The 24,903-nt window shown below is 70.7% G+C and carries 25 protein-coding genes and 3 pseudogenes; 14 read left to right on the forward strand and 14 right to left on the reverse strand.

Features of this window, described 5'->3' with window-relative positions; genetic code table 11:
• Positions 1–159 precede the first annotated feature (159 nt).
• Complete coding sequence (locus tag OG953_RS39155) at positions 160–924, forward strand: MerR family transcriptional regulator (RefSeq protein ID WP_405692320.1); 765 nt, start codon at positions 160–162, stop codon at positions 922–924.
• A 43-nt stretch (positions 925–967) separates the two neighbouring features.
• Here OG953_RS39155 and OG953_RS39160 read toward each other — a convergent pair.
• Positions 968–1,207: pseudogene (locus OG953_RS39160) on the reverse strand (IS200/IS605 family accessory protein TnpB-related protein); the annotation flags it as partial.
• 125 nt (positions 1,208–1,332) lie between these two features.
• Between OG953_RS39160 and OG953_RS39165 the strand changes: the two are divergent.
• Positions 1,333–1,935, forward strand: a complete 603-nt coding sequence (locus OG953_RS39165; protein ID WP_405692321.1) for an adenosylcobinamide amidohydrolase — start codon at positions 1,333–1,335, stop codon at positions 1,933–1,935.
• Positions 1,936–1,989: 54 nt separating this feature from the next.
• Positions 1,990–2,886 carry an NAD(P)-dependent oxidoreductase gene (locus OG953_RS39170; protein WP_405690461.1) on the forward strand — a complete coding sequence of 299 codons (897 nt, stop codon included), beginning with the start codon at positions 1,990–1,992 and terminating at the stop codon, positions 2,884–2,886.
• A gap of 497 nt (positions 2,887–3,383) precedes the next feature.
• On the opposite strand, the gene OG953_RS39175 is transcribed toward OG953_RS39170, so the two are convergent.
• The 3 genes from OG953_RS39175 to OG953_RS39185 form a co-directional block, all read right to left on the reverse strand.
• Complete coding sequence (locus OG953_RS39175; protein ID WP_405690463.1) at positions 3,384–4,292, reverse strand: RNA polymerase sigma factor SigF; 909 nt, start codon at positions 4,290–4,292, stop codon at positions 3,384–3,386.
• Positions 4,293–4,600: 308 nt separating this feature from the next.
• Entirely contained in the window at positions 4,601–5,188 is a 588-nt protein-coding gene (locus OG953_RS39180) for a helix-turn-helix domain-containing protein (protein ID WP_405692324.1), read from the reverse strand.
• Between the two features lie 140 nt (positions 5,189–5,328).
• The gene (locus OG953_RS39185) at positions 5,329–5,544 is read right to left on the reverse strand and encodes a hypothetical protein (protein WP_405690466.1); all 216 of its coding nucleotides are present in this window, start codon (positions 5,542–5,544) and stop codon (positions 5,329–5,331) included.
• 55 nt (positions 5,545–5,599) lie between these two features.
• Here OG953_RS39185 and OG953_RS39190 point away from each other — a divergent pair, with 55 nt between their 5' ends.
• From OG953_RS39190 to OG953_RS39210, 5 genes and pseudogenes are all read left to right on the forward strand, one after another.
• Positions 5,600–6,511 (forward strand): TIGR03619 family F420-dependent LLM class oxidoreductase, encoded by a 912-nt coding sequence (locus OG953_RS39190; RefSeq protein ID WP_405690469.1) that lies wholly within the window; start codon positions 5,600–5,602, stop codon positions 6,509–6,511.
• A 141-nt stretch (positions 6,512–6,652) separates the two neighbouring features.
• Complete coding sequence (locus tag OG953_RS39195; protein ID WP_405690471.1) at positions 6,653–7,573, forward strand: NADP-dependent oxidoreductase; 921 nt, start codon at positions 6,653–6,655, stop codon at positions 7,571–7,573.
• Complete coding sequence (locus OG953_RS39200) at positions 7,570–8,346, forward strand: GNAT family N-acetyltransferase (RefSeq protein ID WP_405690473.1); 777 nt, start codon at positions 7,570–7,572, stop codon at positions 8,344–8,346. The genes OG953_RS39195 and OG953_RS39200 overlap by 4 nt, the downstream gene beginning before the upstream one ends.
• A gap of 178 nt (positions 8,347–8,524) precedes the next feature.
• Positions 8,525–9,739, forward strand: a complete 1,215-nt coding sequence (locus OG953_RS39205; protein ID WP_405690475.1) for a PP2C family protein-serine/threonine phosphatase — start codon at positions 8,525–8,527, stop codon at positions 9,737–9,739.
• A 22-nt stretch (positions 9,740–9,761) separates the two neighbouring features.
• Positions 9,762–9,974, forward strand: a pseudogene (locus tag OG953_RS39210) (short-chain dehydrogenase); the annotation flags it as partial.
• Here the strand turns inward: OG953_RS39210 and OG953_RS39215 are convergent.
• The 4 genes from OG953_RS39215 to OG953_RS39230 are packed head-to-tail and all read right to left on the reverse strand — an operon-like array spanning position 9,869 to position 12,249.
• A complete protein-coding gene (locus OG953_RS39215) occupies positions 9,869–10,237 on the reverse strand; it encodes a hypothetical protein (RefSeq protein ID WP_405692496.1) in 369 nt (122 codons plus the stop codon). The pseudogene OG953_RS39210 and the gene OG953_RS39215 overlap by 106 nt on opposite strands.
• 40 nt (positions 10,238–10,277) lie before the next feature.
• On the reverse strand, positions 10,278–10,982 hold the full coding sequence (locus OG953_RS39220) for a phosphatase PAP2 family protein (protein WP_405690477.1): 705 nt from the start codon (positions 10,980–10,982) through the stop codon (positions 10,278–10,280).
• Positions 10,979–11,581 (reverse strand): phosphatase PAP2 family protein, encoded by a 603-nt coding sequence (locus OG953_RS39225; RefSeq protein WP_405690479.1) that lies wholly within the window; start codon positions 11,579–11,581, stop codon positions 10,979–10,981. The genes OG953_RS39220 and OG953_RS39225 overlap by 4 nt, the downstream gene beginning before the upstream one ends.
• Positions 11,581–12,249: a DedA family protein gene (locus OG953_RS39230; RefSeq protein WP_405690481.1), complete on the reverse strand. Its 669-nt coding sequence runs from the start codon at positions 12,247–12,249 to the stop codon at positions 11,581–11,583. The genes OG953_RS39225 and OG953_RS39230 overlap by 1 nt, the downstream gene beginning before the upstream one ends.
• A gap of 255 nt (positions 12,250–12,504) precedes the next feature.
• Between OG953_RS39230 and OG953_RS39235 the strand changes: the two genes are divergently transcribed.
• The 3 genes from OG953_RS39235 to abc-f all read left to right on the forward strand — a co-directional run bounded on the left by OG953_RS39235 (position 12,505) and on the right by abc-f (position 15,724).
• Positions 12,505–12,837: a BlaI/MecI/CopY family transcriptional regulator gene (locus tag OG953_RS39235; protein ID WP_405692326.1), complete on the forward strand. Its 333-nt coding sequence runs from the start codon at positions 12,505–12,507 to the stop codon at positions 12,835–12,837.
• On the forward strand, positions 12,834–13,778 hold the full coding sequence (locus OG953_RS39240) for a M56 family metallopeptidase (protein ID WP_405690483.1): 945 nt from the start codon (positions 12,834–12,836) through the stop codon (positions 13,776–13,778). Before OG953_RS39235 ends, OG953_RS39240 begins: the two co-directional genes overlap by 4 nt.
• Before the next feature lie 296 nt (positions 13,779–14,074).
• Positions 14,075–15,724 carry a ribosomal protection-like ABC-F family protein gene (abc-f, locus tag OG953_RS39245; RefSeq protein ID WP_405690484.1) on the forward strand — a complete coding sequence of 550 codons (1,650 nt, stop codon included), beginning with the start codon at positions 14,075–14,077 and terminating at the stop codon, positions 15,722–15,724.
• Between the two features lie 67 nt (positions 15,725–15,791).
• Here abc-f and OG953_RS39250 read toward each other — a convergent pair whose 3' ends face one another.
• Positions 15,792–16,319: an NUDIX domain-containing protein gene (locus tag OG953_RS39250; RefSeq protein ID WP_405690486.1), complete on the reverse strand. Its 528-nt coding sequence runs from the start codon at positions 16,317–16,319 to the stop codon at positions 15,792–15,794.
• Positions 16,320–16,634: 315 nt separating this feature from the next.
• On the opposite strand from OG953_RS39250, the gene OG953_RS39255 reads away from it, so the two are divergent.
• Positions 16,635–20,063 carry a phosphodiester glycosidase family protein gene (locus OG953_RS39255; protein ID WP_405692327.1) on the forward strand — a complete coding sequence of 1,143 codons (3,429 nt, stop codon included), beginning with the start codon at positions 16,635–16,637 and terminating at the stop codon, positions 20,061–20,063.
• Positions 20,064–20,170: 107 nt separating this feature from the next.
• Here OG953_RS39255 and OG953_RS39260 read toward each other — a convergent pair whose 3' ends face one another.
• The 4 genes from OG953_RS39260 to OG953_RS39275 form a co-directional block, all read right to left on the reverse strand.
• Positions 20,171–20,581, reverse strand: coding sequence for a PTS-dependent dihydroxyacetone kinase phosphotransferase subunit DhaM (locus OG953_RS39260; RefSeq protein WP_405690488.1), 411 nt, complete (start codon positions 20,579–20,581; stop codon positions 20,171–20,173).
• Positions 20,578–21,192, reverse strand: coding sequence for a dihydroxyacetone kinase subunit DhaL (dhaL, locus tag OG953_RS39265; RefSeq protein WP_405690489.1), 615 nt, complete (start codon positions 21,190–21,192; stop codon positions 20,578–20,580). Before dhaL ends, OG953_RS39260 begins: the two co-directional genes overlap by 4 nt.
• A 21-nt stretch (positions 21,193–21,213) precedes the next feature.
• Positions 21,214–22,200 (reverse strand): dihydroxyacetone kinase subunit DhaK, encoded by a 987-nt coding sequence (gene dhaK / locus OG953_RS39270; protein ID WP_405692329.1) that lies wholly within the window; start codon positions 22,198–22,200, stop codon positions 21,214–21,216.
• 446 nt (positions 22,201–22,646) lie between these two features.
• On the reverse strand, positions 22,647–23,339 hold the full coding sequence (locus tag OG953_RS39275; RefSeq protein WP_405690491.1) for a transposase: 693 nt from the start codon (positions 23,337–23,339) through the stop codon (positions 22,647–22,649).
• 14 nt (positions 23,340–23,353) lie between these two features.
• Here OG953_RS39275 and OG953_RS39280 point away from each other — a divergent pair.
• A pseudogene (locus OG953_RS39280) lies at positions 23,354–23,699 on the forward strand (ABC transporter permease); the annotation flags it as partial.
• 92 nt (positions 23,700–23,791) lie between these two features.
• Here OG953_RS39280 and OG953_RS39285 read toward each other — a convergent pair.
• Entirely contained in the window at positions 23,792–24,355 is a 564-nt protein-coding gene (locus tag OG953_RS39285; protein WP_405690494.1) for a hemerythrin domain-containing protein, read from the reverse strand.
• A gap of 303 nt (positions 24,356–24,658) precedes the next feature.
• Here OG953_RS39285 and OG953_RS39290 point away from each other — a divergent pair, with 303 nt between their 5' ends.
• On the forward strand, positions 24,659–24,856 hold the full coding sequence (locus tag OG953_RS39290) for a hypothetical protein (RefSeq protein WP_405690496.1): 198 nt from the start codon (positions 24,659–24,661) through the stop codon (positions 24,854–24,856).
• The last annotated feature ends 47 nt before the right edge of the window (positions 24,857–24,903 follow it).

Raw genomic sequence — 24,903 nt, forward strand, 5'->3', positions numbered from 1 at the left:
AGCCCGTGCCGCAGATGGATGAGGGTGACTAGGGCCTGTCCGACGGGTCAGGCCCTGGTGCCTGTCCAACAGGGCTTTGGGCTTGCGCTTTCCGTTGCGGCAACTTCTACGGTCATGTGTGTGGCCGGAGAGACCGGCCCGGCGAGGGAGGCACCGGCAATGGCCTGGTCGATCGCGGAGGTGGCGCGGATGTCCAAGGTGACATCGCGGACGCTGCGGCATTACGACGAGATCGGCCTGCTGCCGCCCGCATGGATCGGGAGCAACGGGCACCGCTACTACGAGGAGGCCGATCTGCTGCGGTTGCAGCAGATCCTGCTGATGCGGGAGCTGGACCTGGGGCTGCGCGAGATCCAGGCGGTCCTGGACAGCCAGCTCGACCAGGTGGCCGTGCTCCGTGAGCACCACCAACGGCTGCTCGCGGAACGGGACCGGCTGGAGACGCTGGCCCGTACGGTCGGCCGCACCATCGCCGAACTGGAAGAAGGTAAGGACAAGGGCCATATGACGAAAATCAACAAGCCGGAGAACCTGTTCGAGGGGTTCCAGCCCCCCTCCGAGGCCGAGGCCGAGGTACGGGAGCGGTGGCCGCAGGCGTGGGAGCAGTCCCGGCAGGCCGTCGAGGCGATGACCTCCGAGGACACGGAGCGCTGGCAGCGTGAGGTGACGGCGCAGATGATCCGTATGGCGGAGTTCATGGTGGCTGGCACGCCGGTATCCGACCCGGCGGTACAGGCCGAGGTGGACGCCAACTACCAGGGCATCTGCCGGTTCTGGACCCCGACCGCGGCCGCGTACAAGGGAGTGGGCCAGACCTATGTCGACGACCCGCAGATGCGGGCCAACTTCGACAAGATCGCCGACGGTCTCGCCGTCTACCAGCGCGATGCGATGACCGTGTATGCCGATGCCCGACTGAGCTGACCGCACGCGCCTAAGGGCTGTTCGGTGGGTCATGGGCGCAGCCAGAGGCGAAGTGGTCGGCGTTGGTGTCGACGCCGATCACGCCCCGGGCGCGAGCGGTCTCCAGCGGGAGGGTCTTCACGACGGGGCGTTGCCAGGAGGCGGTGAGGTACCAGCGGCCACGGCCGGTGTCGAGGTGGATGCGGTAGGCGACGGACCGGTTCGCGGTGATGCGGTCGGCCCACTCCTGACCCCGGTGCGCAAACGCCGCGGTCGAGGTGAGGGTGTACCGGCCCGACCCGGCGCATATGATCGACGGGCCGACTGCCCACCGTCGTCCTGCCGCGCCACCGGGGGTGCCTCATCCGTTCCGTACGCATCCGGCTCCCCGAACAGCGCGGTGAACTGCTGACCCGGCACGAGGACGGCCTGGACATTCACCATCTGGTATGGCGGCTCGGGCCGGGGTGGCGGGTGTGCAGCAGTGCCGTGCTCGGCGGTGGTATTGGCCCGCGCTCCTGGATCCTCAACGCACAGGTACCCGGCGGCTATCCGCGCCTGGACCCCGACCGTCACCTCGCCGAGATCGCCGCTGCGGAACACCTCGGCGGACCCGGTGCCGGACTGATGACGGCCGCCGATGTCACGGCGTACACAGTCGCGGACGACGAGGGGGTGACGGCGACCGCCACCTGCGGACTCGGCGTACGCGGCTGGGCCGCCGCCCCGGCCGAGGGCACCGAGGGGCCGCCGCGGCCGGGCACGGTCAATATCGTCGTCACCCTGCCGGTGGCCCTCTCCGACGCCGCACTCGTCAACGCGGTCGCCACTGCGACCGAGGCCAAGGTCCAGGCACTCCTGGATGCGGGACTCGACTGCTCCGGCACCCCCACCGACGCCGTCTGCATCGCCGCCCCCTCCCCGGGACCCACCCCCGGTGAACCCTTCGCAGGACCCCGCTCCCGCTGGGGTGCACGACTCGCCAGGGCCGTGCACGCTGCCGTCCTCGAAGGTGCGCTGCGGCAATGCTGAGAACCCACCGCGCCGCGAGCCGACCGGGGCGCGGCCGATGAAGGGAGTCCTCTCATGACCTCAAGCGCTGCCGACGCAACCCCGCAGCGGTCGACGGTCGCCGTCCTCGGCACCGGAATCATGGGATCAGGCATGGCCCGGAGTCTGCTCCGGGCCGGACTCGACGTCCGTGCCTGGAACCGTACGCAGGCCAAGGCGGCACCGCTCGCCGCCGACGGAGCCACGGTCACCGCGACGGCGGAGGAAGCCGTACGCGGTGCCGATGTCATCCTCACCATGCTCAACGACGGCCCCGCCGTCGCCGCCGCACTCACCGCCGCGTCGCCGGCGCTGCGCGCCGGACAGGTGCTCCTCCAGAGCTCGACCGTCGGGCTCGACGCCACCGCCGATCTCGCCCGGCGCGCGATGGACGCGGGTCTGGTCTATCTCGACGCACCGGTCTCCGGTACCAAACAGCCTGCGGAACAGGGCACGTTGACGGTCTTCGTGTCCGGTCCCTCCACCGCCCGGGCGTCGGTGAACCCGGTGCTGGACGCGATCGGGCAGCGAACGGTCTGGGTCGCAGAGACTCCCGGGGCGGCCTCGCGGCTGAAGCTCGTGGTCAACACCTGGGTGATCACCATGGTCAACAGCATCGCGGAATGCCTCAACCTGGCCGAAGGACTGGGGATCGCTCCGCAGACGTTCCTGGACGTCATGAAGGGCGGCCCGCTGGACTCCGCCTACCTCCAGGGCAAGTCCGCCGCCGTCCTCTCCGGTGACCTCACCCCGAGCTTCGCCCTGTCCACAGCACTCAAGGACACACACCTCATCCTGGACGCGGCGGAGAAGTCGGGGGTGCGGCTGGACCTGGTCGCCGCGTCGGCCGACCGTTTCGCGCGCGCCGAGGCGGCAGGGCACGGCGGCGAGGACATGATCGCCACCTACTACGCGGGCCGCACCCCGGAGTAGGACGGTGACTGAGTCCCGCCGGACGGCCCGCCCAGGGGGCCGGAGCAATCCGCTCCGGCCCCGCCGGGCCCGTAGAGCCGTCGGACGACGACATCCGCGCCGTGCTCGATCGGACGCAGCAGGGGCCCCGGCGACACGCCGCGGACGCGAGGCGACCCGGATCGACGTGGCGCCGCGAGACGAGAACCGGACTCGCGGGCGTGGCGTGAGCGTGGCAGCGGCTCCGAAAGGCGTCAACCGCTCTTCCGTACGGCTGCACGGCGTGGCGTATGTGGTTCAGCCACTGGTCACGGCGCTGCCCGCCATGTCTCCGTATCGGCTCCGACCTGCGTGACGAACCTGTTGCGCAGCCGTACGGGACCGCTGCAAGCGGGTCACCGAGTGGCCCGATGCGGGCGCCCGATTTCATTCGGCCGCAATGCACGAGCGCGATCGCGGGGCAGACGGGCGATGGAGACTCCGGCTGATGCATCAGCCGGAGACCGCGTCCGCTCAGATCACTCCTCGACGAGCATTCCGCTGCGCAGCTTCCGCAGAATTCTGCTTATCAGCCGCGACACATGCATCTGCGAGATGCCGAGCTCCGTGCCGATCTGGGACTGGGTCATCTCCTGGCCGAAACGCATGCCGATGATGCGACGTTCACGATCGTCGAGATCGCCGAGCAGCGGCGCGAGCGTATGCAGATTCTCGACCGTCTCCATGGCGGGATCGGGTCCGCCCAGGACATCGGCGAAGGTGCGCCCCGGTGCGTTTCGCCGGCCCGCGTCCGCCGGATCGGCCGGCATGTCCAGCGAACCCGCCGTGTACCCGTTGGCCGCCACGATGCCCTCGGTGACCTCGCCCTCGCTGAGCCCCAGCTGTTCGGCCAGCTCCGGAAGGGTGGGGTCGCGGTCGAGCTGCGTGGCCAGGGACTCCTTGGTCCTGGCGATGTCGACCCGCAACTCCTGTAGTCGGCGCGGGACATGCACCGCCCAGCTGGTGTCACGGAAGAACCGTTTTATCTCGCCGGTGATGTAAGGGACCGCGAAGGAGGTGAACTCGACCTCGCGGGAGAGATCGAACCGGTCGATGGCCTTGATCAGCCCGATGGTGCCCACCTGGACGATGTCCTCCATGTCGCCGCCGCCCCGGTTGCGGAACCGTCCTGCGGCGAACCGGACAAGGGAGAGGTTCATCTCGATGAGGGTGTTGCGCGCGTACTGATGGGCGGGGGTTCCCTCCTCCAGGACCCGGAGCCGGTCGAAGAACAGCCTGGACAGTTCACGCGCATCCGGCGGAGCGATCTTCCCCGCGTCCTCGATCCACGGCAGGTCGCCGATGTCCCCGGCAGCCTCCCCCGTCTGCGTCGACCGCGCACTCTCCGCTCGCTCCGCACCGGCAGTCCGCGCAGTGTGCGCCGTCATCTCGTCACGCTCCCCTGGTCGTAGGTGAGGTGTATGCGTCTGCCCCCGGAGGAGGCTCCCATGCGGAAAAGTGGAAGTCGATCAGATCACACGGCATCAATGGCGGGGTATCGTCGTGATCCCTCGTCATCTCTGTGCCGGCGAGGCGCACCGGACACCAGAACCGCCCCACCGGTACGGGGGAGCCCGGTGGGGCGGTCGCCTCCAGGTTGCCACAGCCGACGGCTCATCGGGGCCGACCGGCTCATATCCGGCGGTAGTTGAGTCGAAATCGACGGTGCCCCGACTGCGGACGATGCCCGGACTGCTCAGTCGCGCGGGTAGCCCACGATGGTGTGCGTGACGGCGGGGGAATCCTCGGTGGTGCAGTAGTGGCTGCTGAGCCCCGCGAACCGGGCCGTGTTCCCCGCCCCCAGGAGATGCGGGACCTCGTTCACGACCAGTGTCACCTGGCCCGACATCACCAACACGTACTCCACCGAATCCGCACCGTGCGAACTGACTTGGCTCTGGGCGTGCGGATGCAGACGGGTACGGTAGATCTCGATGCGGCCCTGCTCGTGGCCTGAGTACAGCAGGTCGACCGGTGTCTCGTCCTCGGGTTCGTCCAGCGAGGCGGCGCGGACGATCTCCGGCTGCAGCAGCGGCTGACGGAGCAGATCCGTGCAATTCGTGTCCAGCGCGTCGGCGATGCGCACGAGCACATCGACCGTCTGCTTGGCTTCGGCGCGTTCGATCCGGGACAGCAGCCCCTCGCTGACACCGGTCGCCGCCGAGAGTTCGCGCAGGTTCCAACCATGGGCCAACAGACGGCGGTTGAGATTTCCGGCCAACGCTGTCCGCACGCCGGCGGCGGCGGACTGCTGTGCATCCGGTGGACGCGGGGGCGCGGGCAGGTCGACGGTGACGGGTGGCTCGGACGCCGTTCCTGTTCGCTCCCGGTGGTACGCGCAGGTCAGCGGCACACTCTACCGGCGCGGCTGCCGGCCGGTCAGATCCTTGTCGCTGCTGCCCGCGACCTCGGGCAGCGCGTCGATCATGCGGGGTGCGGACGGCTCCGGCGGTGCGAGGAGCGCAAGGGGCTGCGCATCCGCCCCCGGGCCCTGCGGTCCGGCCGGGACCGGGACCGGGGCCAGGACCAGTCCGACGTCTCCGGGCCGGCTGCGGCCACGGCGACCGCGCGCCCGTCGGGACTGATCCGGGCCTCGACCGGATGGACCAGCCGCAGCATCGCCTCACGGACACGTCGCACGGCTGTGCCCACCTTCCCCGCGTCGGCGCCCACGTCCGGTTGTTAGGCTCCGATCGTGAAATTCGGTGTGAACATACTCAATTTCGGTGTCGGCGCCACTCCGGCAAGCCTCCTTCAACAGGCTGTGGATGCCCGTGAGTTGGGGTACTCCTTCGCGATGATCTCCGATCACATCGCGGTCACCCCCGACGTGCACGAGACGTATCCCGCCCCGTTCTACGACCAGTTCGTACTTGCCGCGCACATCGCCGGGCGGGTGCCAGGTCTGGTGCTCGGTACGACCGTCACCGTGATTCCGTACCGGCACCCTCTGCAGACGGCCCGGCTCGCAGCCAATATCGACAACCTGAACGCCGACGGGTTCATCCTCGGCGCGGGGATCGGCTGGTCCAGGGCCGAGTACGAGGCGCTGGGCGTGCCCTTCGCCGAGCGGGGACGGATCACCGATGAATACCTGGCCGCCATCCGTGCCGCATGGACCGAGGACCCCACGACGTTCCGGGGCGAGCACGTCTCGTACCAAGGGGTACGGACCGCGCCCGCGCCCGCATCCGCCCCCTGTCTGCCCGTCTGGGTCGGTGGCAACTCGGCAGCCGCCCAGCGCCGCGCCGCCCGGCTCGGTGAGGGCTGGCACCCGTACCGGCTGCCGCTCGATGCGATCCGGGCCGGGCTGCCGGTGATCACCGAGGAGGCCGAACGGGTCCGGCGCCCCGCTCCCACGCTCGTGCCGCGGTTGCAGATCCGCGTCACCGACGCACTCCTCGGCAGTGAACGCCCCGCCGGGCACGGCACGATCGACCGGATCCGGGCCGATCTGGCAGAACTCGGCGAGCTGGGCGTCACCCACGTTCTGCTCGACGTCAACCCGGACACACCCGCCGAACGCGGCACCGCGGGCGACGACCGGAGGCTTCTCGAACTCCTCGTGAACAAGGTCGTGGACCCGGTCACGGGCGGCGTCCGCTGAATCATTGCGGCCCGATGAACACTCCACCGGCCCGGGAATACCTGCACGGAAAAGGACCTTCCTGCTGCTGTAGCGACCGGGGACCGGCCCGGCCGTCGGTGCCGTGAACCGTCGCTGCCATGACCAGGAGAGAGGGAGCCCATGCCCAAGGCGTACGTGTTCACCCGCAACGGCGGGCCGGAGGTGGAGGCCCTCATCGAGCAGGACGTGCCGGTGCCGGGCCCCGGCGAGCTGCTCGTCGCCGTCCGGGCGGCTGGAGTCAACCCGGTCGACTGGAAGCTGCGTACGGGGTACACCAGGCCCGGCAGTGAGCCTCAGCCGTTTCCCACCGTCTTCGGCAGCGAGGCCGCCGGAGTCGTCGAGGGCGTGGGCCCGGATGTCGAAGGATTCGCGGTCGGGGACGAGGTCTTCGGCAATCCGGTGACCGGCGGGTACGCCGAGTACACGCTGCTGCCCGTCGCCGTGACCGCGCACAAGCCGGCCGAGCTGTCGTTCACCGACGCGGCCGTGCTGTCGGTCGCGGTGGCCACCGCGTACGACGGCGTCCGCCAGCTGGGACTCGCCCCCGGTTCGACCCTGCTGATCACCGGGGCCGGAGGCGGTGTCGGAACGGCCGCGGTACAGCTCGCCCGCCACGCCGGTGTCCATGTCATCGGTACCGCGAGCGCGACCAAGAAGGACTTCATCGAGTCGCTCGGCGCTGTGCATGTCGAATCCGGCGCCGGTCTCGCAGACCGGGTCCGGGCAGCGGCACCCGACGGCATCGACGCGGTCTTCGACCTGGTCGGCGGCGACACCCTGAGGGCCGTGGCCCCGCTTCTCACGGACCCGGCCACGCTGATCAGCGCCGGAGGCAAGCCACTGGCGGTGGAGCTCGGCGGGGCGGCCGTCGCACGGGCCCGCACCGCGGCGGTCCTCGACGAGGTGGCGAACCTCGTCGTCACCGGAGCCCTGCGGACGCATGTGACCGGGACCTTCCCGCTCGCCGAGGCGGGAGAAGCGCTGCGCGCCGTCGAGAGCGGACATGCGCGCGGGAAGATCGTGATCGAGGCGATCGCGTGAGCGCACCGCATGCCACTGCCGGTGAGACGCATCCGCTGGACAACCCGGTCCGCGCCGCGCTGACCGGCCCGCACGCCCACTTCGCCGAGCACCGTGGCCGCATCCTGCGCTACCCGGCGGACGTGGCCCCCTGGGTCGCGATCCCGGACGCGCCGCAGGCCGAGGACTGGTCCGACGCCGCAACGCTCGCCGGACCCGGTGGCGCCGTCACCATCACCGCCTTCCGCGAACCGCCGCCGGACGACTGGGAGATCACCTTTCACGCCGAGGGTGTCCAGCTCGTCGACGCCGGGGTCGCGGCGGCCCCGTTTCCGCAGGCCGTACGGCTCGGACCCGCCGATGTGCCCGAGATGCTCGACCTGGTCGCCCGCACCCGCCCGGGGCCGTTCCTGCCCCGCACGCTCGAGCTCGGCACCTACCTCGGCGTCCGGCGCGAAGGAGCGCTCGTCGCGATGGCGGGCGAACGCCTCCACCTACCCGGCTGGAGCGAGATCAGCGGCGTCTGCACGGACGAGTGCGTGCGCGGGCAGGGGCTCGGCAGCGGGCTCGTCCTCGCCGTCGCCCACGAGATCAGGCAGCGCGGCGAAACACCGTTCCTGCACGCCTCCGCCTCCAACACCGATGCCGTCCGCCTCTACGAATCGCTGGGATTCGTGCTCCGCCTCCGGACGTCCTTCCTCTCGGCGCTCGTACCGGAACACCCGCCGACGCGCCTGCCGGGAACCGGCGGCGTCCGCCGCGACGGCGAAGCCCGTGCGGCAGCCGTGCGCTGAACCGCAACACAGTGACCTTCGTCCCGGGGCTTCCGGGCCGAAGGTCACTGCCATTTCCAGTTCCGGGACCTTCGGCGCGCTCCAAGAGGTCGTAAGCCTCGTGTGCTGCCACCTGTGAACCGGATGGACTGGGAGTGAACGCCGGCGCAGGGCCGGCAGATCCCGGGAGGAATGGGCCGTGACGATCGGGCTCCAGCACCGAGCGGCGACGCGTGGAGCGACGCTCCCTGGTATGGACGCGGGGGAGGAAGCCGTTTTCGCCCCCCGGATCGGGAACGGGGCTCTGTTCGGCGGGCTGGCACTGCTGACCGCCCTGGTTGCCGTCCTCGACATCCGGACCGGCGACGAGCTGCGCCTCATACCGCTCCTCGTGGTCGTGCCCGCACTCGTCTCGGTCTTCGGAACGATCCGGCAGACCGTCGGTGTGGCCACCTGGATCATGACCGTCGTCGTCTGCTCCCGGCTGGTGACCGGAGGGACGTTCTGGGACATCACCAGCAACGTCGCCGTCACCGTGCTGGCCTGCTTCCTGGGTGTCGGCTCCTGCGCGCTGCGGCTCCGTCATGCCGCCGAGATAGCCAGACTGCGCTCCGCCGCCGTTGCGCTCCAGCGGCAGATTCTGCGCCCGCTGCCCATCCTGACCGAGCAGATCTTCGCCCACGGCATCTATACGCCGATCGAGGAGGACCGCCTGGTCGGCGGTGACATCTACGAGGTCGTGCAGTCGCCCTACGGAACCCGGGTGATCATCGGGGATGTCCAGGGCAAGGGGCTCGCCGCGATCGGGGCAGGCTTTGCCGTGCTCGGAGCGTTCCGGGAAGCGGCCATTCGCGAGCCCGCTCTGACCGGAGTGGTCGATGCGCTGGAGGACGCCGTCGCCCGGCACAACGCGTTCTCCCCCCAGACCGGAGAGATCGAACGCTTCGTCACCGCTCTGGTGCTCGGCTTCGACGGGAAGGACCGGGTGCAGGCCGTGAACTGCGGCCATCTGCCGCCCCGGCTGCTGCACGACGGGGTGGCCTGCCCGGTTCCGCTGCGGCGCACATCCGTTCCCTTGGGCATGGCGGAGCTCAGCACGGAGGGACGGGTCGCGGAATGGCTGGACTTCCCACCCGGCGCGACGCTTCTGGCCTTCACCGACGGGGTCACCGAGGCCCGCGACGCATCGTGCGCCTTCTATCCGCTGGACGCCCGGCTGGGCCACTGGGCAGGGCTCGGGCCGCGCGAGGTGCTGGACGCGCTCCACGCCGACCTGGAGTCCTTCTCCGGAGGTGTGCGACGCGACGACATCGCCGCCCTCGCCCTGCGGCGGGCACCGGCAGGCAGCCGCCACCGGCCCGTGGCGACCGGTCACGGTGCTCGCCGGGCCGCTGAGACCTTCAGCGGCCGGTAGAGCGGCCGGTGTCAGTGGAGACGACAACGCGGGCATCGGCGGTCCCAGCAACCCCACCGGTGAATACGCGATCGAGGACTGGAACCGGGTCGTCGCCACCAACCTCAGCGGTGTCTTCTACTCGATGCGCTACGAGCTCCCCGCAATCGTCGCGGCGGGCGGCGGCGCAGTCGGGCGGCCGTTCCCAGCAGCAGCGGCAGTGGTCGGCGGACGAGCCGAGGCAGCCCCCCCGGCAGGCACCCGTAACGCCGCGGTGAAGAGTAGATAGCCGAGCAGGAGCGACGGCAGGGTGAGCTGGGTACGGGCGGCGCCGCCGGGGACGGGCACTGCGGCGAGGTGAAGCTGCCGCAGGGCCGGTCCGGCCTGCGGCAGCAGCGTGGCCGCCGTGTACGCGGCCACCATCACCCAGGTCAGCCGTCGCTGGAGGAGCGAGAGCAGACGCGGCACAACCGGTGGACGGATGAAACGGGTGGCACGTGCGGGAGAGATGAGTGGCATCGCACGGAACCTCGATGGGGGTGGGGCCTGAACGGACCGGTCACTGCGGGAGCGGCAGTGCCTTCCGTATCAGCGCGGTCCCGAACCCGATCCAGACCGTGGCGAACAGCCATCCGGCGAGTACATCCGTCGCCCAGTGAACGCCGAGCAGAACCCGGCTCACACCGACGGCTGCGGCCCAGCAGACCACCAGGACGGCGACGACGGTTCGGAGGGGACGCGGCCCGGTCTCACCGCGCCTCCGGAGACCGATGGCCGTGATCAGCAGGCCGGCCATCAGCGCGGACGTCGTCGCGTGCCCCGAAGGGAAGGCGAAGCCCGAGGCGTGCGTGGCCCAGTCGCCCAGCGGCGGGCGTGGCCGGGCGATCAGCTCCATGAGGCCGTAGCGGACGCCCTGCGCAAGCAGCAGGAAGGCCAGGGCGCCTGCCGCGTACCCCAGCCGTCGGCGGGTGTCACGGCCGCCGATCAGCCCGGCGATCACCGCTGTCCCGTACGGGAAGACTCCGGTACCGGTGGCCGTAACGGCCCGGGCGGTCGCCACGAGGCCCGACGGCCGGTGCCGCAGTGACCAGTCGTGGGCGGCCCGGTCCAGGGCGGGCGGGGAGCCGTGCCGGGTGGCCAGGACGAGAGCCGTCAGCCCGAGGAGTCCGAGCAGCCCGACGAGAACGGCTCCCAGTGGTGCACGGAGCGGTAACGCGACGGGTACGGACCGGGCGCGCGCGACCGCCGAAGCGTCTTCGGTCACCGTGTCGCCACCAGGGGGCGCAGCGGGCTTTCGCGCAGCCGGACGACCGCCGGGGCGCAGCGCCGCGCCGCGACCGTCAGCGGCCAGGCGACCAGCGCGCCGGTGACCAGCCCCATCAGCACATCGTGCGGATAGTGCACGCCGATCCACACCCGGGATGCCGCCATCAGCAGAGCGGCAGGCACCGCAAGCGCCCCGAGCCGGCGGTCGGTCAGCCAGATCGCCATCGCCGCGGCCGCCGCGACGGCGGCGTGGTTGCTGGGGAAGGACCAGTCGCCGAGTGCGGGACATGCCTCCACCGTCACGACATGCAGGGTCTGGCACGGCCGTTGCTCATGGAAGGCCGACTTCACCAGATCGTTGACGATGTACGCGGCCACCACGACGAGCGGGGCGCAGAGCGCCATGGCGGTACGGGCGGGGCCCGCGGAGCGGGAACGCCACCAGGACGCGAGCATCAGCAGGGCGAACAGTGCCAGTCCGTAGTCCGACCAGACGCGGATGGTGGAATCCAGAGCAGCTGGGGAGCGCTGGGCCAACTCGGTGATCCAGGTGTACAGGCCGCCGTCGATCGAGGTGGCGGTGGAGGCGAGAGGCATCAGCTGTTGTCTCCTTCGGCGGTGCGCCGGCCACGGGAGCGGAGCAGTTCGGCGGCGAGCGGGATGAGGGAGACCACGACCACAACAGCGACGATCGGCAGCAGATAACGGTCGACGTTGGGCACCGAGGACCCCAGTGCGTATCCCGCGAGGACCAGGCCGACGGTCCAGACCGCCCCGCCGACGACCTGCCACAGTGTGAAGAGTCCGGCAGGGACATTGAGCGCCCCGGCCAGCGGGTTGAGCACCGTGCGTACGACGGGTACGAAGCGGGCCAGCACGATCGCCCGCGCATGGCCGTATCTGCCGAGCAGCTCCTCGGCGCGGGCGGCGCCCTCGTGCAGCCGTTTGGCGCGGCTGCGGGCGAGCAGGGCACGGCCACCGCGGCGACCGATCCAGTAGCCCGCCTGCGCACCGAGCAGCGCGCCGGCCAGGCCGGCGATCAGCACCTGTGGCAACGACAGCTGGACCGGGCCGTGGGTGCCCGACACGCAGAGCAGTCCCGCCGTGAACAGGAGGGAATCGCCGGGCAGAAAGAAGCCGACGAGCAGTCCTGTCTCGGCGAAGAGCACGACGGCGATGCCGAGCGCACCGAACGCTCCGAGCAGCGAACCCGCGTCGAGCAGGTTCACCGCTTGTGGCGCAGCCGCCAGTGAGAATACGGACACGGTGGAAGGTCTCCCATAATGGTGAGCGGGCGGCCCTGCGGAACGCCCGGACTGACTACAGTGATGTAGACGGTCTACGTCACTGTAGACGCCCGAAGGCGGAGGAGAGTTCCCATGTCCCAGGTGAAGGGGATATCGAGCGAAGAACCCGACCCCCGCTCGTACGGCGAACCGGCCCCCGGGCCGGCAACGGAAGACCGGCCGGAGCGCCCGTCACCGCACCACACCGCATCGGAGCGGCGCCCGTCCGGCGAGCTGGAGTCCACGATCCTGGCGGCCCTGTGGGCGGCCGAGACCCCGCTCACTCCAGGCCAGGTGCAGGGTGCGATCGGGGCGGCTCTCGCCCGTACCACCGTCACGACGATCCTGTCGCGTCTCTACGAAAAGGGTGCGGTCACCCGAACCCGCGCAGGCCGCGGATTCGCCTACACCCCCACCGAGGACGCGCCCGGGCTGACCGCTCGCCGGATGCACAGCGAACTGCAGAAGGAGGAGGACCGCAGCACGGTGCTGGCCCGATTCGTGTCACAGCTCACCGACGAGGACGAGCAGCTGCTCCGGGACCTGCTCGACGGAGAAGCCCGATGATCTATGCCGTGTGGGTTCCGCTGCTGATGCCCTTCGTCGCGGTACCCGCAGCCCGTCGCCTGGCAGACGCCCTGTCGCCGGTGCGGGCCGTACGGCTGCTTGCCTCGACGGGCATCGGCCTCGCCCTGTGCAGCCTGCTCGCCCTGGCCCTGCTGGTGGTGCCCGGTGCGACCCGGTTCTCCGCCGTCTCCACCTTCGGTGAACTCGTCAGGCCGCTCTCCGACGCAGCTCCCGCCGTCGCCGTGCCCCTCGCGGCTGCCGCACTGGCACTGCTTGCGGGCTGCGCCGCCGCCGTCACCCGCACCGCCCGCCGCCACTGGGCGGAGCTGCACCGGTCCGCGCAGCCGTCCGAGTACACCGGTGGCGAGCTGGCCGTTCTGCGAGACAGCCGCCCCGACGCATACGCGCTGCCCGGACGGCCCGGCACTCCCGGCCGGATCGTCGTCACCACGGGGATGCTGCGCGCCCTGGACCCCGCCGAACGCGACGCCCTGCTGGCACACGAACGCGCCCATCTCGCGGGCCACCATCACCTCTTCATCGCCGCCGCCGAAATGGCGGCGCTCTGCCACCCCGCGCTGCGCTCCCTGCGCGCGCCCATGGGCTACGCCCTGGAGCGCTGCGCCGACGAGGCTGCCGCCTCCGCCGTCGGCGACCGAAGGGTCGCCGCCCGGGCCATCGGCCGAGCCGCCCTCGCCGCACGCGCCGCCGAAGGCGCCGCTCAGCCTCGCCCACGAGTGGCGCTCGCCGCAGCGGCAGGGCCCGTACCGCGCCGCGTCGCCGCACTCCTCGGCCGGAGCGCCCCGCGACCCCGCGTCGGCCGGGCGGCCGTTGCGGCGCTGCTGGCCTGCCTGGTCGTCTCCGGCGCCGCCGCGCTCGACGCGACGAGCGATCTGCACAGCAGCATCGAAGCGGCCCAGGGCGCGAACCCGCAGCACTGACCTCGCCCGGCGGGCTGCCGCCGCAGGCCGCCGCTTCTCCTGGGCCGAGCCCTCGGCCGGAGTTGCCCGAAAAACTCGTGGGCGGCTCCAACGGCCTTGGTTACACTGAATGCCATGGGTTCGTACTACTTCTTTCGCTGATTCCGGGCACGGACGCCGCCGCGTGACGCTGAGCGTCGCCGGGTGACCCCAGGGGCCACCCCCGCGTGCCGCAGTCCCCTCCGCCCGTCCGGCAGCCCCGCCCCGCAGCGCACCTTCATGCGCCGCCGAGGCATGTCACCTCAGGGAAAGCACCCATGACGCCCAAGCACGCCCGCGCCCAGCTGACCATGAAGGACGTCTCCAAGAGTTACGGGGACCGAACCGTCCTCGATCAGGTGTCGTTCACCGTCCGCCCCGGCGACAGAGTCGGAGTGATCGGCGAGAACGGCTCCGGGAAATCCACTCTTCTCCGGCTGTTGGCCGAAGAAGAGGCACCGGACAGCGGCGAGATCACCGTCCGCTTCCCCGGCGGCACCGGCTACCTCTCCCAGACGCTCCCTCTCGCCCCCGACCGCACCGTCCAGGACGCCGTCGACACGGCCCTGGCCGAACTGCGCGAGCTGGAGCGGGACATCCGTACCGCCGAAGAGGCGCTCACCGCCGCCCGGACTCCGGACGAATCCCGTCTCGCCGCGTACGGCGATCTGCTGACGGCGTACGAGGAACGCGGCGGATACCAGGCCGACACCCGGGTCGACACGGCCCTGCACGGCCTGGGACTCGCCCACCTCGCGCGCGAACGACCCCTCGGCACGCTGTCCGGTGGCGAACAGTCCAGGCTCGCGCTCGCCTGCGTACTGGCATCCGCCCCCGAACTTCTGCTGCTCGACGAGCCGACCAACCACCTCGACCTCCGCTCCACCACCTGGCTGGAGGAGCACCTGCGTGCCCACCGCGGCACCGTCGTCGTCATCACCCACGACCGGACCTTCCTGGAGCGGACCACCACCGTCATCCTGGAGGTCGACCGTGACCTGAGCAGTGTCGTGCGGTACGGGGACGGCTGGGACAACTACCGCACCGCGAAGGCGGCCGCCCGCCGCCGCTGGGCACAGGACCACCAGGAATGGCTGGACGAGTTGGCCCGTACCGAAGAACTCGTGAGCGCCGCCGGCCGGCGCCTCGCCGGGACGGGAAAGGACCCGGGCGAGGGCTGGGGCAAGCACCGCCGTTCGCACGAGGCCAAGTTGTCCGGGCAGGTCAGGGCCGCCAGGGGCCGGCTGGACGGGCTGCGCAGGGAACCCGTACCCGCCCCGCCCCGACCCCTGCGATTCTGCGCCGACATCGCCGTCGCAGCCGACGGCGATGCGGACCCCGGATTCCTCGCCGCGCTCGACTCCGTCGTCGTCGGCGACCGGCTCCGCCTGCCCGCACTGCGCGTGGACCCGGGGCAGCGTCTCCTGGTCACCGGCCCCAACGGCGCGGGGAAGTCCACCCTGTTGCGGGTCCTGGCCGGGGACCTCGCCCCCGACGAGGGCACGGTGCGCCGCCGCGCCAGGATCGGCTACCTCCCGCAGGAACTTCCCGCCCGGCCGACGTGCCGCACACTGCTGGCGACCTTCGCCGCGGGGCGGTCCGGCCACCCCGACGAGCACGTCGAGAGCCTCCTCGCCCTGGGCCTGTTCCGTCCCGAGGACCTGACGGTGCCGGTCGCCGCCCTCTCCGTCGGCCAGCAGCGACGGCTCGCACTGGCCCGCCTGGTCACCCGCCCGGCCGATCTGCTGGTGCTGGACGAGCCGACGAACCACATCGCGCTCAGTCTGGTCGAGGAGGTCGAGGCAGCGCTCGCGGAGTACCGGGGAGCCGTCGTTGTCGTCTCGCACGACCGCAGCTTCCGCAACCGCTTCACCGGCGACCGGCTGGAGCTGCACGGCGGCCGTCCGGTCGGGAACGGCTCCGTGTGAGCCGGGACGCGGTTGAACACCACCTGCACAGCCCGGAGATCAACCGCCCAGACGGCGGAACACACGCTCAGGGCCCGTCCTGAGCGTGTGTCACCCGGCCGTACTCCACGCTTTCCCGCAGCCGGTCGAGGAAGATCCGCTGGCCCGTGACAAGCCGCACCGTGGCCTCCTGGGGCGTGCACCAGGCGAACCGGTCGATCTCCGGGAACTCGCGCAGCACACCGGACCCCCTCGGCCACTCCATGGTGAACGTCCCGGGAACGGCCGCCGCAGCATCGAGATCCGCCTCCATCGCCCACACCGTCACGGTCTTGCCGCCGGACTGACGGGCCTCACCGAGCGCCACCCACTCACCGTCCGGCGCCGGACGGCCGAACTCCTCCTCGAACTCACGGCGGGCCGCGGCCGCGGGGTCCTCGGCCGGGCCGTACTCACCCTTGGGGATCGACCACGCCGCGCTCTCGCGGCCTGCCCAGAACGGGCCGCCCATATGCCCGATGAGCACCTCGAAACCGGCGCTGTCGTACGATGCCCCGTCCGGTCGGCGGAACAGAAGGAGACCCGCACTGCGCGTGGCGCGCTTCTGGGATGGCATGCCGTCAAGTCTGCGTCCCGGTACCGTACGCCGCCACGGACGACACCCCTTCCCCGGTGATCAACGCCGTCATCGAGTCGACGCGCCCTGTTTCCCCTGAGGTTCCCGATGCCCCCTGGTGCGCGGCTGTGCGTGCGGCCATGCTGTCCGCCGACAGCGCTCTCTGCCCGCGGGCCGAGCCGCGCAACCATCGGGATTCCAGGAGGATTTGTGGTCCTTGGCATAGTCGGCAAGACGACCGGACCGCGCGGGAGGGCGGCGCGAGGGTACGGGACGGTCGCGCGACCGCTCGTGCTGCTTGCGACGGTCTCCGCGATGACGGTCGGCGCGATCTCTCCCGCGCTGGCCGATTCGACGCCCGACCCCCGTCCCCGTACCTCCGCCGAAATCCTCAGACCGGTCGCCCCGCCACCCGCGAGCAACGTGGCAGGGGAATCCGGATCGGTCGCGGACGGCGACGGTATCGAGACCGCTCGTACGTCGCGCCCGATCGCCCCGGGTGTCCGTATCGACTCGTACGACCGGCTCGAATCCGACAAGTGGCTGCGGGTCGACTCCCTCTCCGTCGACCTCACCGGCACCGGCGTACACGCCGACTACCTCTCCTCCGGCAAGGTCTCCGACCGGCGCACGGTCTCCGAACTCGCCGCCGGCCACGACGCGGGCCGCGGCCGCCGCACCGTCGCCGCGATCAACGCCGACTTCTTCGACATCAACCAGACCGGTGCACCGCAAGGGATCGGCATCAAGGACGGGATCACCGTCCAGTCGCCCGCCCCGGGAATCAACCGGGCCGTCGGCATCGGCCCCGACAGCGCCGGCCGCATCCTGAACCTGTACTTCGAGGGGACGCTCACCCTGCCCGCCGGGCAGCAGCCGCTCGCCGCGTACAACGCCGCCAATGTGCCTGCCGGGGGAGTCGGCGCGTACACCTCAGCCTGGGGAGCCGCCGACCGTGCCCTGACCGTGGACAACGCGACCCCGGTCACCGAAGCGGTCGTGCGGGACGGCAAGGTCGTCTCCGTCTCGGACACCCCCGGATCGGGAGCCGTCCCCGACGGCACCACCGTCCTGGTCGGCCGTGAAGCCGGGGCCGTCGCACTTAACGCCCTGCAGCCCGGCGACCCGGTGTCCCTGACCTACCGGGCACGCACCGACAGCGGAGCCGTGCCGCGCACCGCGGTCGGCGGCCGTGAACTTCTCGTCGTCGACGGAGTCGCAGAGAACCACGACGGCGAGGGCAACAACACCGCAGCGCCCCGCACCGCCGTCGGCTTCTCCAAGGACGGCCGGACCATGCAGATCCTCACCGTCGACGGGCGGCAGGCCGACAGCGGCGGCGTCACCCTCACCGAACTCGGTCTGATGATGCAGCGCGCCGGCTCGTACAGCGCACTCAATCTGGACGGTGGCGGATCGTCGACCCTCGTCGCGCGCGAGCCCGGCAGCGACGCGCTCCGGGTGGAGAACAGCCCGTCCGACGGCAGCGAACGCACCGTCCCCAACGGCCTCGCCCTCACCGCCCCCGACGGCAGCGGCCGGCTCAAGGGCTTCTGGGTCCAGCCCCATACGCCCGCCGATTCCGCACCGGGCGTAGACCCCGTGAAGGGCGGCCGCCCCGACCGCGTCTTCCCCGGACTCACCCGACGCCTCACCGCGACCGGATACGACGAGACGTACGGCCCCGCCGACGGCAACCCTCGCTGGCGTACGGTGCGAGGCACCATCGGTACGGTCGACGGCAACGGGCTCTTCACCGCACGCCGCAGCGGCACCACCGACGTACGTGCCGAGCACGGACGGGCGCGCGGCAGCACGTCCCTGACCGTCCTCGACAAGCTCGCCCGGATCGAGCCGACCACCCAGCGGGTGGGCCTCGCCGACGCCGAGGCCACCGGCACGTTCGGCATCGTCGGACTCGACGCCCACGGCACCGGCGCCCCCGTCGAACCGCGCGACATCACCCTCGACTACGACCACGCACTCTTCGACATCCGCGACGACGGCCAGGGCTCCTTCACCGTCACCTCACGCACCGGCACCGGCGCCGGACAGATCAAGGCAACCGTGGCCGGTACCACCACCGTCCTCGCCGTCAGCGTCGGCCTCACCGAGCAGGCAGTCTCCTCCTTCGACGACGCAGGGTCCTGGAAGTTCAGCCAGGCCCGGGCGAGCGGTTCCCTCGCCGGCACGCCCGACGGCCACACCGGCACCGGACTGAAGCTCACCTACGACTTCACCCAGTCCACCGCGACCCGCGCCGCCTACGCCACCCCGCCCCAGCCGGTCACCGTGCCCGGCCAGCCCCAGTCGTTCAAGCTGTGGATCAAGGGAGACGGCAAGGGCGCCTGGCCGACCCTGCACCTCAAGGACGCCGCAGGCTCCGACCAGCTGTTGCGCGGACCGTACGTCACCTGGACCGGCTGGCGGCAAGTCACCTTCGCAGTACCGCCGGGAGCTGCCATGCCGCTCTCCGTGTCCCGCTTCTACCTCGCGGAGACCGCGGCCGCCAAGCAGTACACGGGCGAGATCGTCATCGACGAGCTCACCGCGCAGGTGCCGCCGACCGTCGACCTTCCCGAACAGGCAGCTGCCGCCGACCCGTTGATCGACCCGGCAGCCGTGACCGAGCGCAGGGACTGGCGGTTCGCGGTGATGTCGGACGCCCAGTTCGTCGCCCGCGACCCGGACAGCGCAATCGTCACCCAGGCGCGGCGCACCCTGCGCGAGATCAAGGCGGTCGGCCCGGACTTCCTCGTGATCAACGGCGACCTCGTCGACGAGGGATCGCCCGCCGACCTGGCCTTCGCCCACCGGATCCTCACCGAGGAACTCGGTGACTCGCTGCCCTGGTACTACGTACCGGGCAATCACGAGGTGATGGGCGGAAAAATCGACAATTTCGTCACCGAATTCGGGCCCGCCCAGCGGACGTTCGACCACAAGGGCACCCGCTTCGTCACGCTCGACACATCCAGCCTCAGCCTGCGCGGCGGGGGCTTCGCCCAGATCAAGCAGCTCCGCGCCCAGCTGGACGCGGCGGCGAAGGACCGGACCGTGGGCTCGGTCATGCTGATCGAGCACGTGCCGCCGCGCGACCCGACCGTACAGAAGGGCAGCCAGCTCGCGGACCGCAAGGAGGCGGCCCTCGTCGAACAGTGGCTCGCCGACTTCCGCCGTACGACGGGCAAGGGCGCGGCCTTCATCGGCAGCCATGTCGGGGTCTTCCACGCCTCGCACGTCGACGGAGTGCCGTATCTGATCAACGGCAACTCCGGCAAGGCACCGGCCGGACCGGCGGACGAAGGGGGCTTCACCGGCTGGTCGCTGGTCGGCGCCGACCACATCACGTCCGGTGAACAGGCGGCAGCGCGGCAGCGGCCGTGGCAGGGCGGCCCCGACTGGGTCTCCGTACAGACCCGAGCGCATGTCGACGCCCTGGCAATCGAGGCACCCCCGGTCCTCGGCACCGGAAGCCGTACGAGAGTCACGGCGACCGTCACCCAGGGCACCCGCAGTGTCCCGGTCGGCTTCCCGCTGGCCGCGGACTGGACCGGATCCCCGAACGTCCACATCGGCGACCGGGACGACGCCCGCCACCGCCACACGGCGGTCCTCGACCCGTCCACCGGCACCCTCACCGCGCTCCGACCGGGCACGATCACGCTCGCTGTGACGGTCAACGGAACGACACAGAAGGTGCAGATCAGGATCGGGGCAGCCGGGGCCGCGTCGGCGGCCTGACGGACCACGGGCCTGTCCGGCGATCACAGCCGGACAGGCCCCGGGCCGCCCCGCACCACCCATGGACACAGGTGCGGGGCGGTTTTACGACCGCGGAACCCGTCTGCCTACACCTTGTGGTACTCGTGGGCCTCCGACGCCGCAGCCTCCACCGCCGCGATGTCGCCGCCCGCCGACGCGGTGACCACGGCAGCCACCGCACCCTCCAGGAACGGCGCGTCCACCAGCCGCGAGTCGTCCGGCAGTTCGTCCCCCTCGGCCAGCATCGCCTTGACCGTGAGCACCGCGCTGCCCAGGTCGACCAGTATCGCCACCCCCGCTCCGCCGTCCACCGACCTGGCCGCCTCGGCGATCAGCTGGGCACTGGTCCCGAGACCGCCCGCAGGAGTGCCACCGGCGGCGGCCACCGGAGCCGTCGCACCACCTGCCGCGAGACCCCTGGCCAGCTCGGCGACGGACTCGGCCACCGGGCCGCTGTGCGAGACCAGCACGATCCCGACCTGCTTCCCGCCGCTCATGCGTCACCGCCCCTCGCACCATCGGTCTCGGCCAGTGCGGTGATCAGCAGGGCGGAGGACGTCGCACCCGGGTCCTGATGCCCGATGCTGCGCTCACCCAGATAGCTTGCTCTGCCCTTGCGGGCCAGCATCGGTACCGTCGCCAGCGCCCCAGCGTCCGCCGCCTCCCGGGCCGCCCCGAACGACGTGCCGAGCGCCTCGGCGGCCGGCAGCAGCGCATCGAGCATCGTCTTGTCCCCGGCCTGCGCCCCGCCCATCTGGGCCACGGCCGCGACGCCCGCCCCCAGCGCCTGTGCCAACTGCTGCCGCGGCACCCGGGGCGCGTCGCCCAGAGCCTTACCGGTACGTCGCAACAGCGTTCCGTACAAGGGGCCCGAAGCCCCGCCGACCGTCGCGATCAGCTGTCGCCCGGCGAGCATCAGCACGGCCCCCGGAGTCTGCGGCGGCTCCTTGTCCAGGGCCACCCTCACCGCGGCGAATCCGCGCTGCAGATTGCTGCCGTGATCGGCGTCGCCGATCGCCGAGTCGAGCTCGGTCAGGTGATTCGCCTCGCGGTCCACGGAAGCCGCGGCCGCGGTCATCCAGCGGTGGAAGAAGTCGGCGTCGAGCACATGATCTCCTTGTCGGGCGGGTCAACGGCCCCAGCGCAGCGCAGGCGTCTCCACCGGCGCGTCCCAGAGGCGCAGCAGCTCCTCGTCCACCTGGCAGAGCGTCACCGAGCAGCCCGCCATGTCGAGCGAGGTCACATAGTTCCCCACGAGCGTACGAGCCGCCACCACACCCCGCTCGGACAGCACCCGCTGGACCTCGGCATTGAACCCGTACAGCTCCAGCAGCGGCGTCGCACCCATCCCGTTGACCAGCACGATCACGGGTCCACGCGGCCGCAGGTCCTCCAGGACCGCGTCCACCGCGAAGTCCGCGATCTCCCGCGACGTCATCATCGGACGCCGCTCCCGTCCCGGCTCGCCGTGAATTCCGATCCCCAGCTCCAGCTCGCCCGGCGGCAGGTCGAATGTGGGGGACCCCTTGGCGGGCGTGGTGACGGCGCTGAGTGCCACCCCGAAACTCCGCGATGCCTCGTTCACCCGCCGGGCAATGGCCTCCACCCGCTCCAGCGGCGCACCTTCCTCGGCCGCCGCCCCGGCGATCTTCTCGACGAACAAGGTCGCGCCCGTGCCCCGCCGCCCCGCGGTGAACAGACTGTCGGCCACCGCCACGTCGTCATTGACGAGCACCTGGGTGACCTGTACGCCCTCGTCCTCGGCGAGCTCGGCAGCCATCTCGAAATTCAGCACGTCACCGGTGTAGTTCTTGACGACGAACAACACCCCCGTCCCACTGTCGACCGCGGCGGCGGCCCGCACCATCTGATCCGGCACCGGCGAGGTGAACACCTCTCCCGGGCAGGCCGCGGACAGCATCCCGGGCCCGACGAACCCCGCATGCAACGGCTCGTGCCCGGACCCGCCCCCGGAGACGAGCGCCACCTTTCCGGCCACGGGTGCGTCACGCCGTACGACGACACGATTCTCGACATCCACGGTCAGCTCGGGGTGAGCGGCGGCGATCCCGCGCAGCGCGTCTGCGACAACGGTTTCGGGGACGTTGATGAGCATCCTCACGGGTACCTCCTGGGGAACGTAGCAGGTGGGTCTCTGGCCTGTGTTTTGGCTGGTCGAATGATCCGACTTGGATTGTTGATCTCGGCGATATGTGGCGGTCGGAAGCGGACTCTGGCGGCATTGATGCTGACTCAATGCTGACTTCGGTGACGGGCCGTCAGGCTTCCGCAGCGGTTGGACGCGGGTCGGTGAGAAGCTGCCATTGGCAGTATCGACCTTAGGGCAGCGAAGGTCACGTGCGTACACGCTCACGGGCTTGCGCAGGGCTGCTCTGCTGGTTGTGCTCGAGGCGCACCACAATGAGCGGTGGTACGTGCGCGGGTTTTGGGTCCTCGCGGAGTTGACCGGTGGTTTCGGATGTCGGGTGTCCGCTGGTCTGCCCAGCTCTTCCACGTGTCTACAGGTATCGGGCCCTCTCGGGCGGGTCGTTTCGGGGAGCGTCATCCGACTGGTGGTGGCGCGTGCGTGGCGGTGAACAGCTGGATGAACTCGCTTTTCCAGGGCCAGCGTTGGGGCAGGTGGAGGGTGAGGCGGCGTGCCGAGCGGGCCAGACGTGCGGGCACGTTGATCAGGTGGTCGCGGATCGTCGCGGTGGTCGCGCGGGCATGGAACGCACAGGCCAGGGCCCCGGCGGCGCGGGTCAGGCTGTGGGCGAGGGCGGCGGGCGTGAGCCAGGCGGCGTTCGCCTGGAAGTGCCCCGAGGGGGCGTGCGCGAAGGCGCTGTTCTCGACGTCCGCGATCACCTGCTCCACCACGGTGTGCCGTCGGTGATCACGCTCGGCGTCGATCAGGGTGAGCGGGGAGTCGGTGAACGCGGCGTGGTAGAGCCAGGTATCGAAGAGCGTGCCCTGCCCCTCGGGCAGGGCCGCGGGGTTGAGCCGCTTCACCCTGCGCACGATCAATCGGGCGGTGACCTGCTGTTTCTTCGGCTTGGAGGTGAAGGCGGTGTAGGTGGTCTCGGCTATCTCCGCGTCCGAGATCCAGCACTGTCCCTCCTCGTCCCAGACTGACTTGGGGTACTTGATCGCCGTCGACGCGCTCTCGCCGATGCCCGCGATGGCGGCCTTGACCGAGGCGTTCATCCGTGCCGTGACGGAGAACCGGGCGTCCGCGGCCCGGCAGGCGTTCACCACGTCGGCGCCGTAGCCTCGGAATGTTCACGGTGGGCGTCGGCCACGCCACCTTCTGCATCGTGGTCGTCCTCAACAACCTTCCGTACGTTCGTCGACATCACCTTCCCGTTGGTGCGCTCCGCGCTGTTGGCGGGCGGACTACTCGCCTTCGCTCTGTCCTTCGACGAGATCGTCGTGACGACCTTCACCGCCGGGCCCGGCGTCCAGACCCTCCCCGTCTGGATCTTCTCCAATATGGCCCGACCCCAACAGGCCCCCGTCGTCAACGTCGTCGCAGCCGTCCTCGTCCTGCTGTCCGTCATACCGATCTACCTCGCCCAGCGGCTGTCGTCCGACACCGCCTCCGGCAGCCGCATCTGACCGGTGGGGGCAGGGATTGGTGATGACGGTCGGGTCAGGAGCGGGTCCGCGGGCCGTAGGTGTCGTCGGAACGCAGTGAGTACCGGGACGGTTCAGCCCGTGGTCTTGCGGCCGCTCAGCAGGTCGCGTACGCGGTCCACGAGCCCTGCGCCGGGCGCGATCAACTTGTTGGCGGGCGGGGTGTGGGGGAGGGCGGGGTGCGGGCGGGTGGGTGCGGTCTGCTTGGCTCGGCGGACCAGTTGCCCCAGCTCGTCCAGCTTCTCGGGTGAGCAGGTGGCGGCGAGTTTCGGGAAGAGGTCGTCCTCCTCCTCGCGAAGGTGGGCGGCGAACTCGAGCTTCAGCTTCGCGACGATGTCGTTGAACTGCGGATCGTCGGCGTTCAGGTCTTCGAGGTCCTTGAGCATGTGGTCGATCTTGGTGTGTTCGGCGAGTTCCTTGTCCGCCAGCTCCGCACCGTTGCGGACGTGCTTGCGCACGGTCGGGTACAGGTGCATCTCCTCGGCCACTGAGTGCTGCACCAGCTCCGCGGTCAACCGGTCAGCCAGGTCCCGCCGCTGCGGATGGTCGACGCGCTGCGCTTCGATCTGCTGGAACAGCTCCGCCACTTCACGATGATCGGCCGTCAGTTCCGCGATCACGTTGCCACCGTGTCCCATGACGATCACTTCCTCGGTTTCGTTGTCCCCCGGACACGCCGGAGCGGGCCCCTCTTTCCTGGGGCCTGTTGGGCTTTCGGCTCGTGTGGGCGGGCTTCGGCTCCTCGCCATTCGACCCCCATCAAGTTGTCCACGATCGCCCCCGGGTCTTCGAGACCTGTGTCTCACGAACGGCGGGGTCGGGCTCATGCCCTCACCCTGTACCCGACCGTGCTGCACCGCACCTCAGCGCCACTCTGTACGCTCCCGATCCCACATTGCCGACCGTGACCGGAGCCCGCACGCCGACGGGAGAATCACCCGGTGGCCGCATCCATGAGTTCGGCGGCTGCGCTCGCGGACAGGGCCGCCACCCGATCGCCGGGGTCGGTCTGCTGGGCCGCGGCCCAGCAGACCGACGAATGCGCCGGCCACGGTCCGGAGCCCGTGCGGACCGTCGACGGCCGTGTCCTCCTCCTGGGACACGGCCGTTTCCTGCGCCCGGTGCTTCCCGTCCACTGAAACGGATGCTGGAAAACCGCCGTCGCGGCCCTGCCGGGATGAGTATC

Source organism: Streptomyces sp. NBC_00057 (genome assembly GCF_045041165.1).
Classification (GTDB): Bacteria; Actinomycetota; Actinomycetes; order Streptomycetales; family Streptomycetaceae; genus Streptomyces.

Bases quoted from the DNA above. Each gene is read 5' to 3' on its own strand.
- OG953_RS39155 (WP_405692320.1), top strand. From the start codon at position 160: ATGGCCTGGTCGATCGCGGAGGTGGCGCGGATGTCCAAGGTGACATCG.
- OG953_RS39170 (WP_405690461.1), top strand. From the start codon at position 1,990: ATGACCTCAAGCGCTGCCGACGCAACCCCGCAGCGGTCGACGGTCGCC.
- OG953_RS39175 (WP_405690463.1), bottom strand. From the start codon at position 4,292: ATGACGGCGCACACTGCGCGGACTGCCGGTGCGGAGCGAGCGGAGAGT.
- OG953_RS39195 (WP_405690471.1), top strand. From the start codon at position 6,653: ATGCCCAAGGCGTACGTGTTCACCCGCAACGGCGGGCCGGAGGTGGAG.
- OG953_RS39215 (WP_405692496.1), bottom strand. From the start codon at position 10,237: ATGCCACTCATCTCTCCCGCACGTGCCACCCGTTTCATCCGTCCACCG.
- OG953_RS39225 (WP_405690479.1), bottom strand. From the start codon at position 11,581: ATGCCTCTCGCCTCCACCGCCACCTCGATCGACGGCGGCCTGTACACC.
- OG953_RS39240 (WP_405690483.1), top strand. From the start codon at position 12,834: ATGATCTATGCCGTGTGGGTTCCGCTGCTGATGCCCTTCGTCGCGGTA.
- abc-f (WP_405690484.1), top strand. From the start codon at position 14,075: ATGACGCCCAAGCACGCCCGCGCCCAGCTGACCATGAAGGACGTCTCC.
- OG953_RS39250 (WP_405690486.1), bottom strand. From the start codon at position 16,319: ATGCCATCCCAGAAGCGCGCCACGCGCAGTGCGGGTCTCCTTCTGTTC.
- OG953_RS39255 (WP_405692327.1), top strand. From the start codon at position 16,635: ATGACGGTCGGCGCGATCTCTCCCGCGCTGGCCGATTCGACGCCCGAC.
- OG953_RS39260 (WP_405690488.1), bottom strand. From the start codon at position 20,581: ATGAGCGGCGGGAAGCAGGTCGGGATCGTGCTGGTCTCGCACAGCGGC.
- dhaK (WP_405692329.1), bottom strand. From the start codon at position 22,200: ATGCTCATCAACGTCCCCGAAACCGTTGTCGCAGACGCGCTGCGCGGG.
- OG953_RS39285 (WP_405690494.1), bottom strand. From the start codon at position 24,355: ATGGGACACGGTGGCAACGTGATCGCGGAACTGACGGCCGATCATCGT.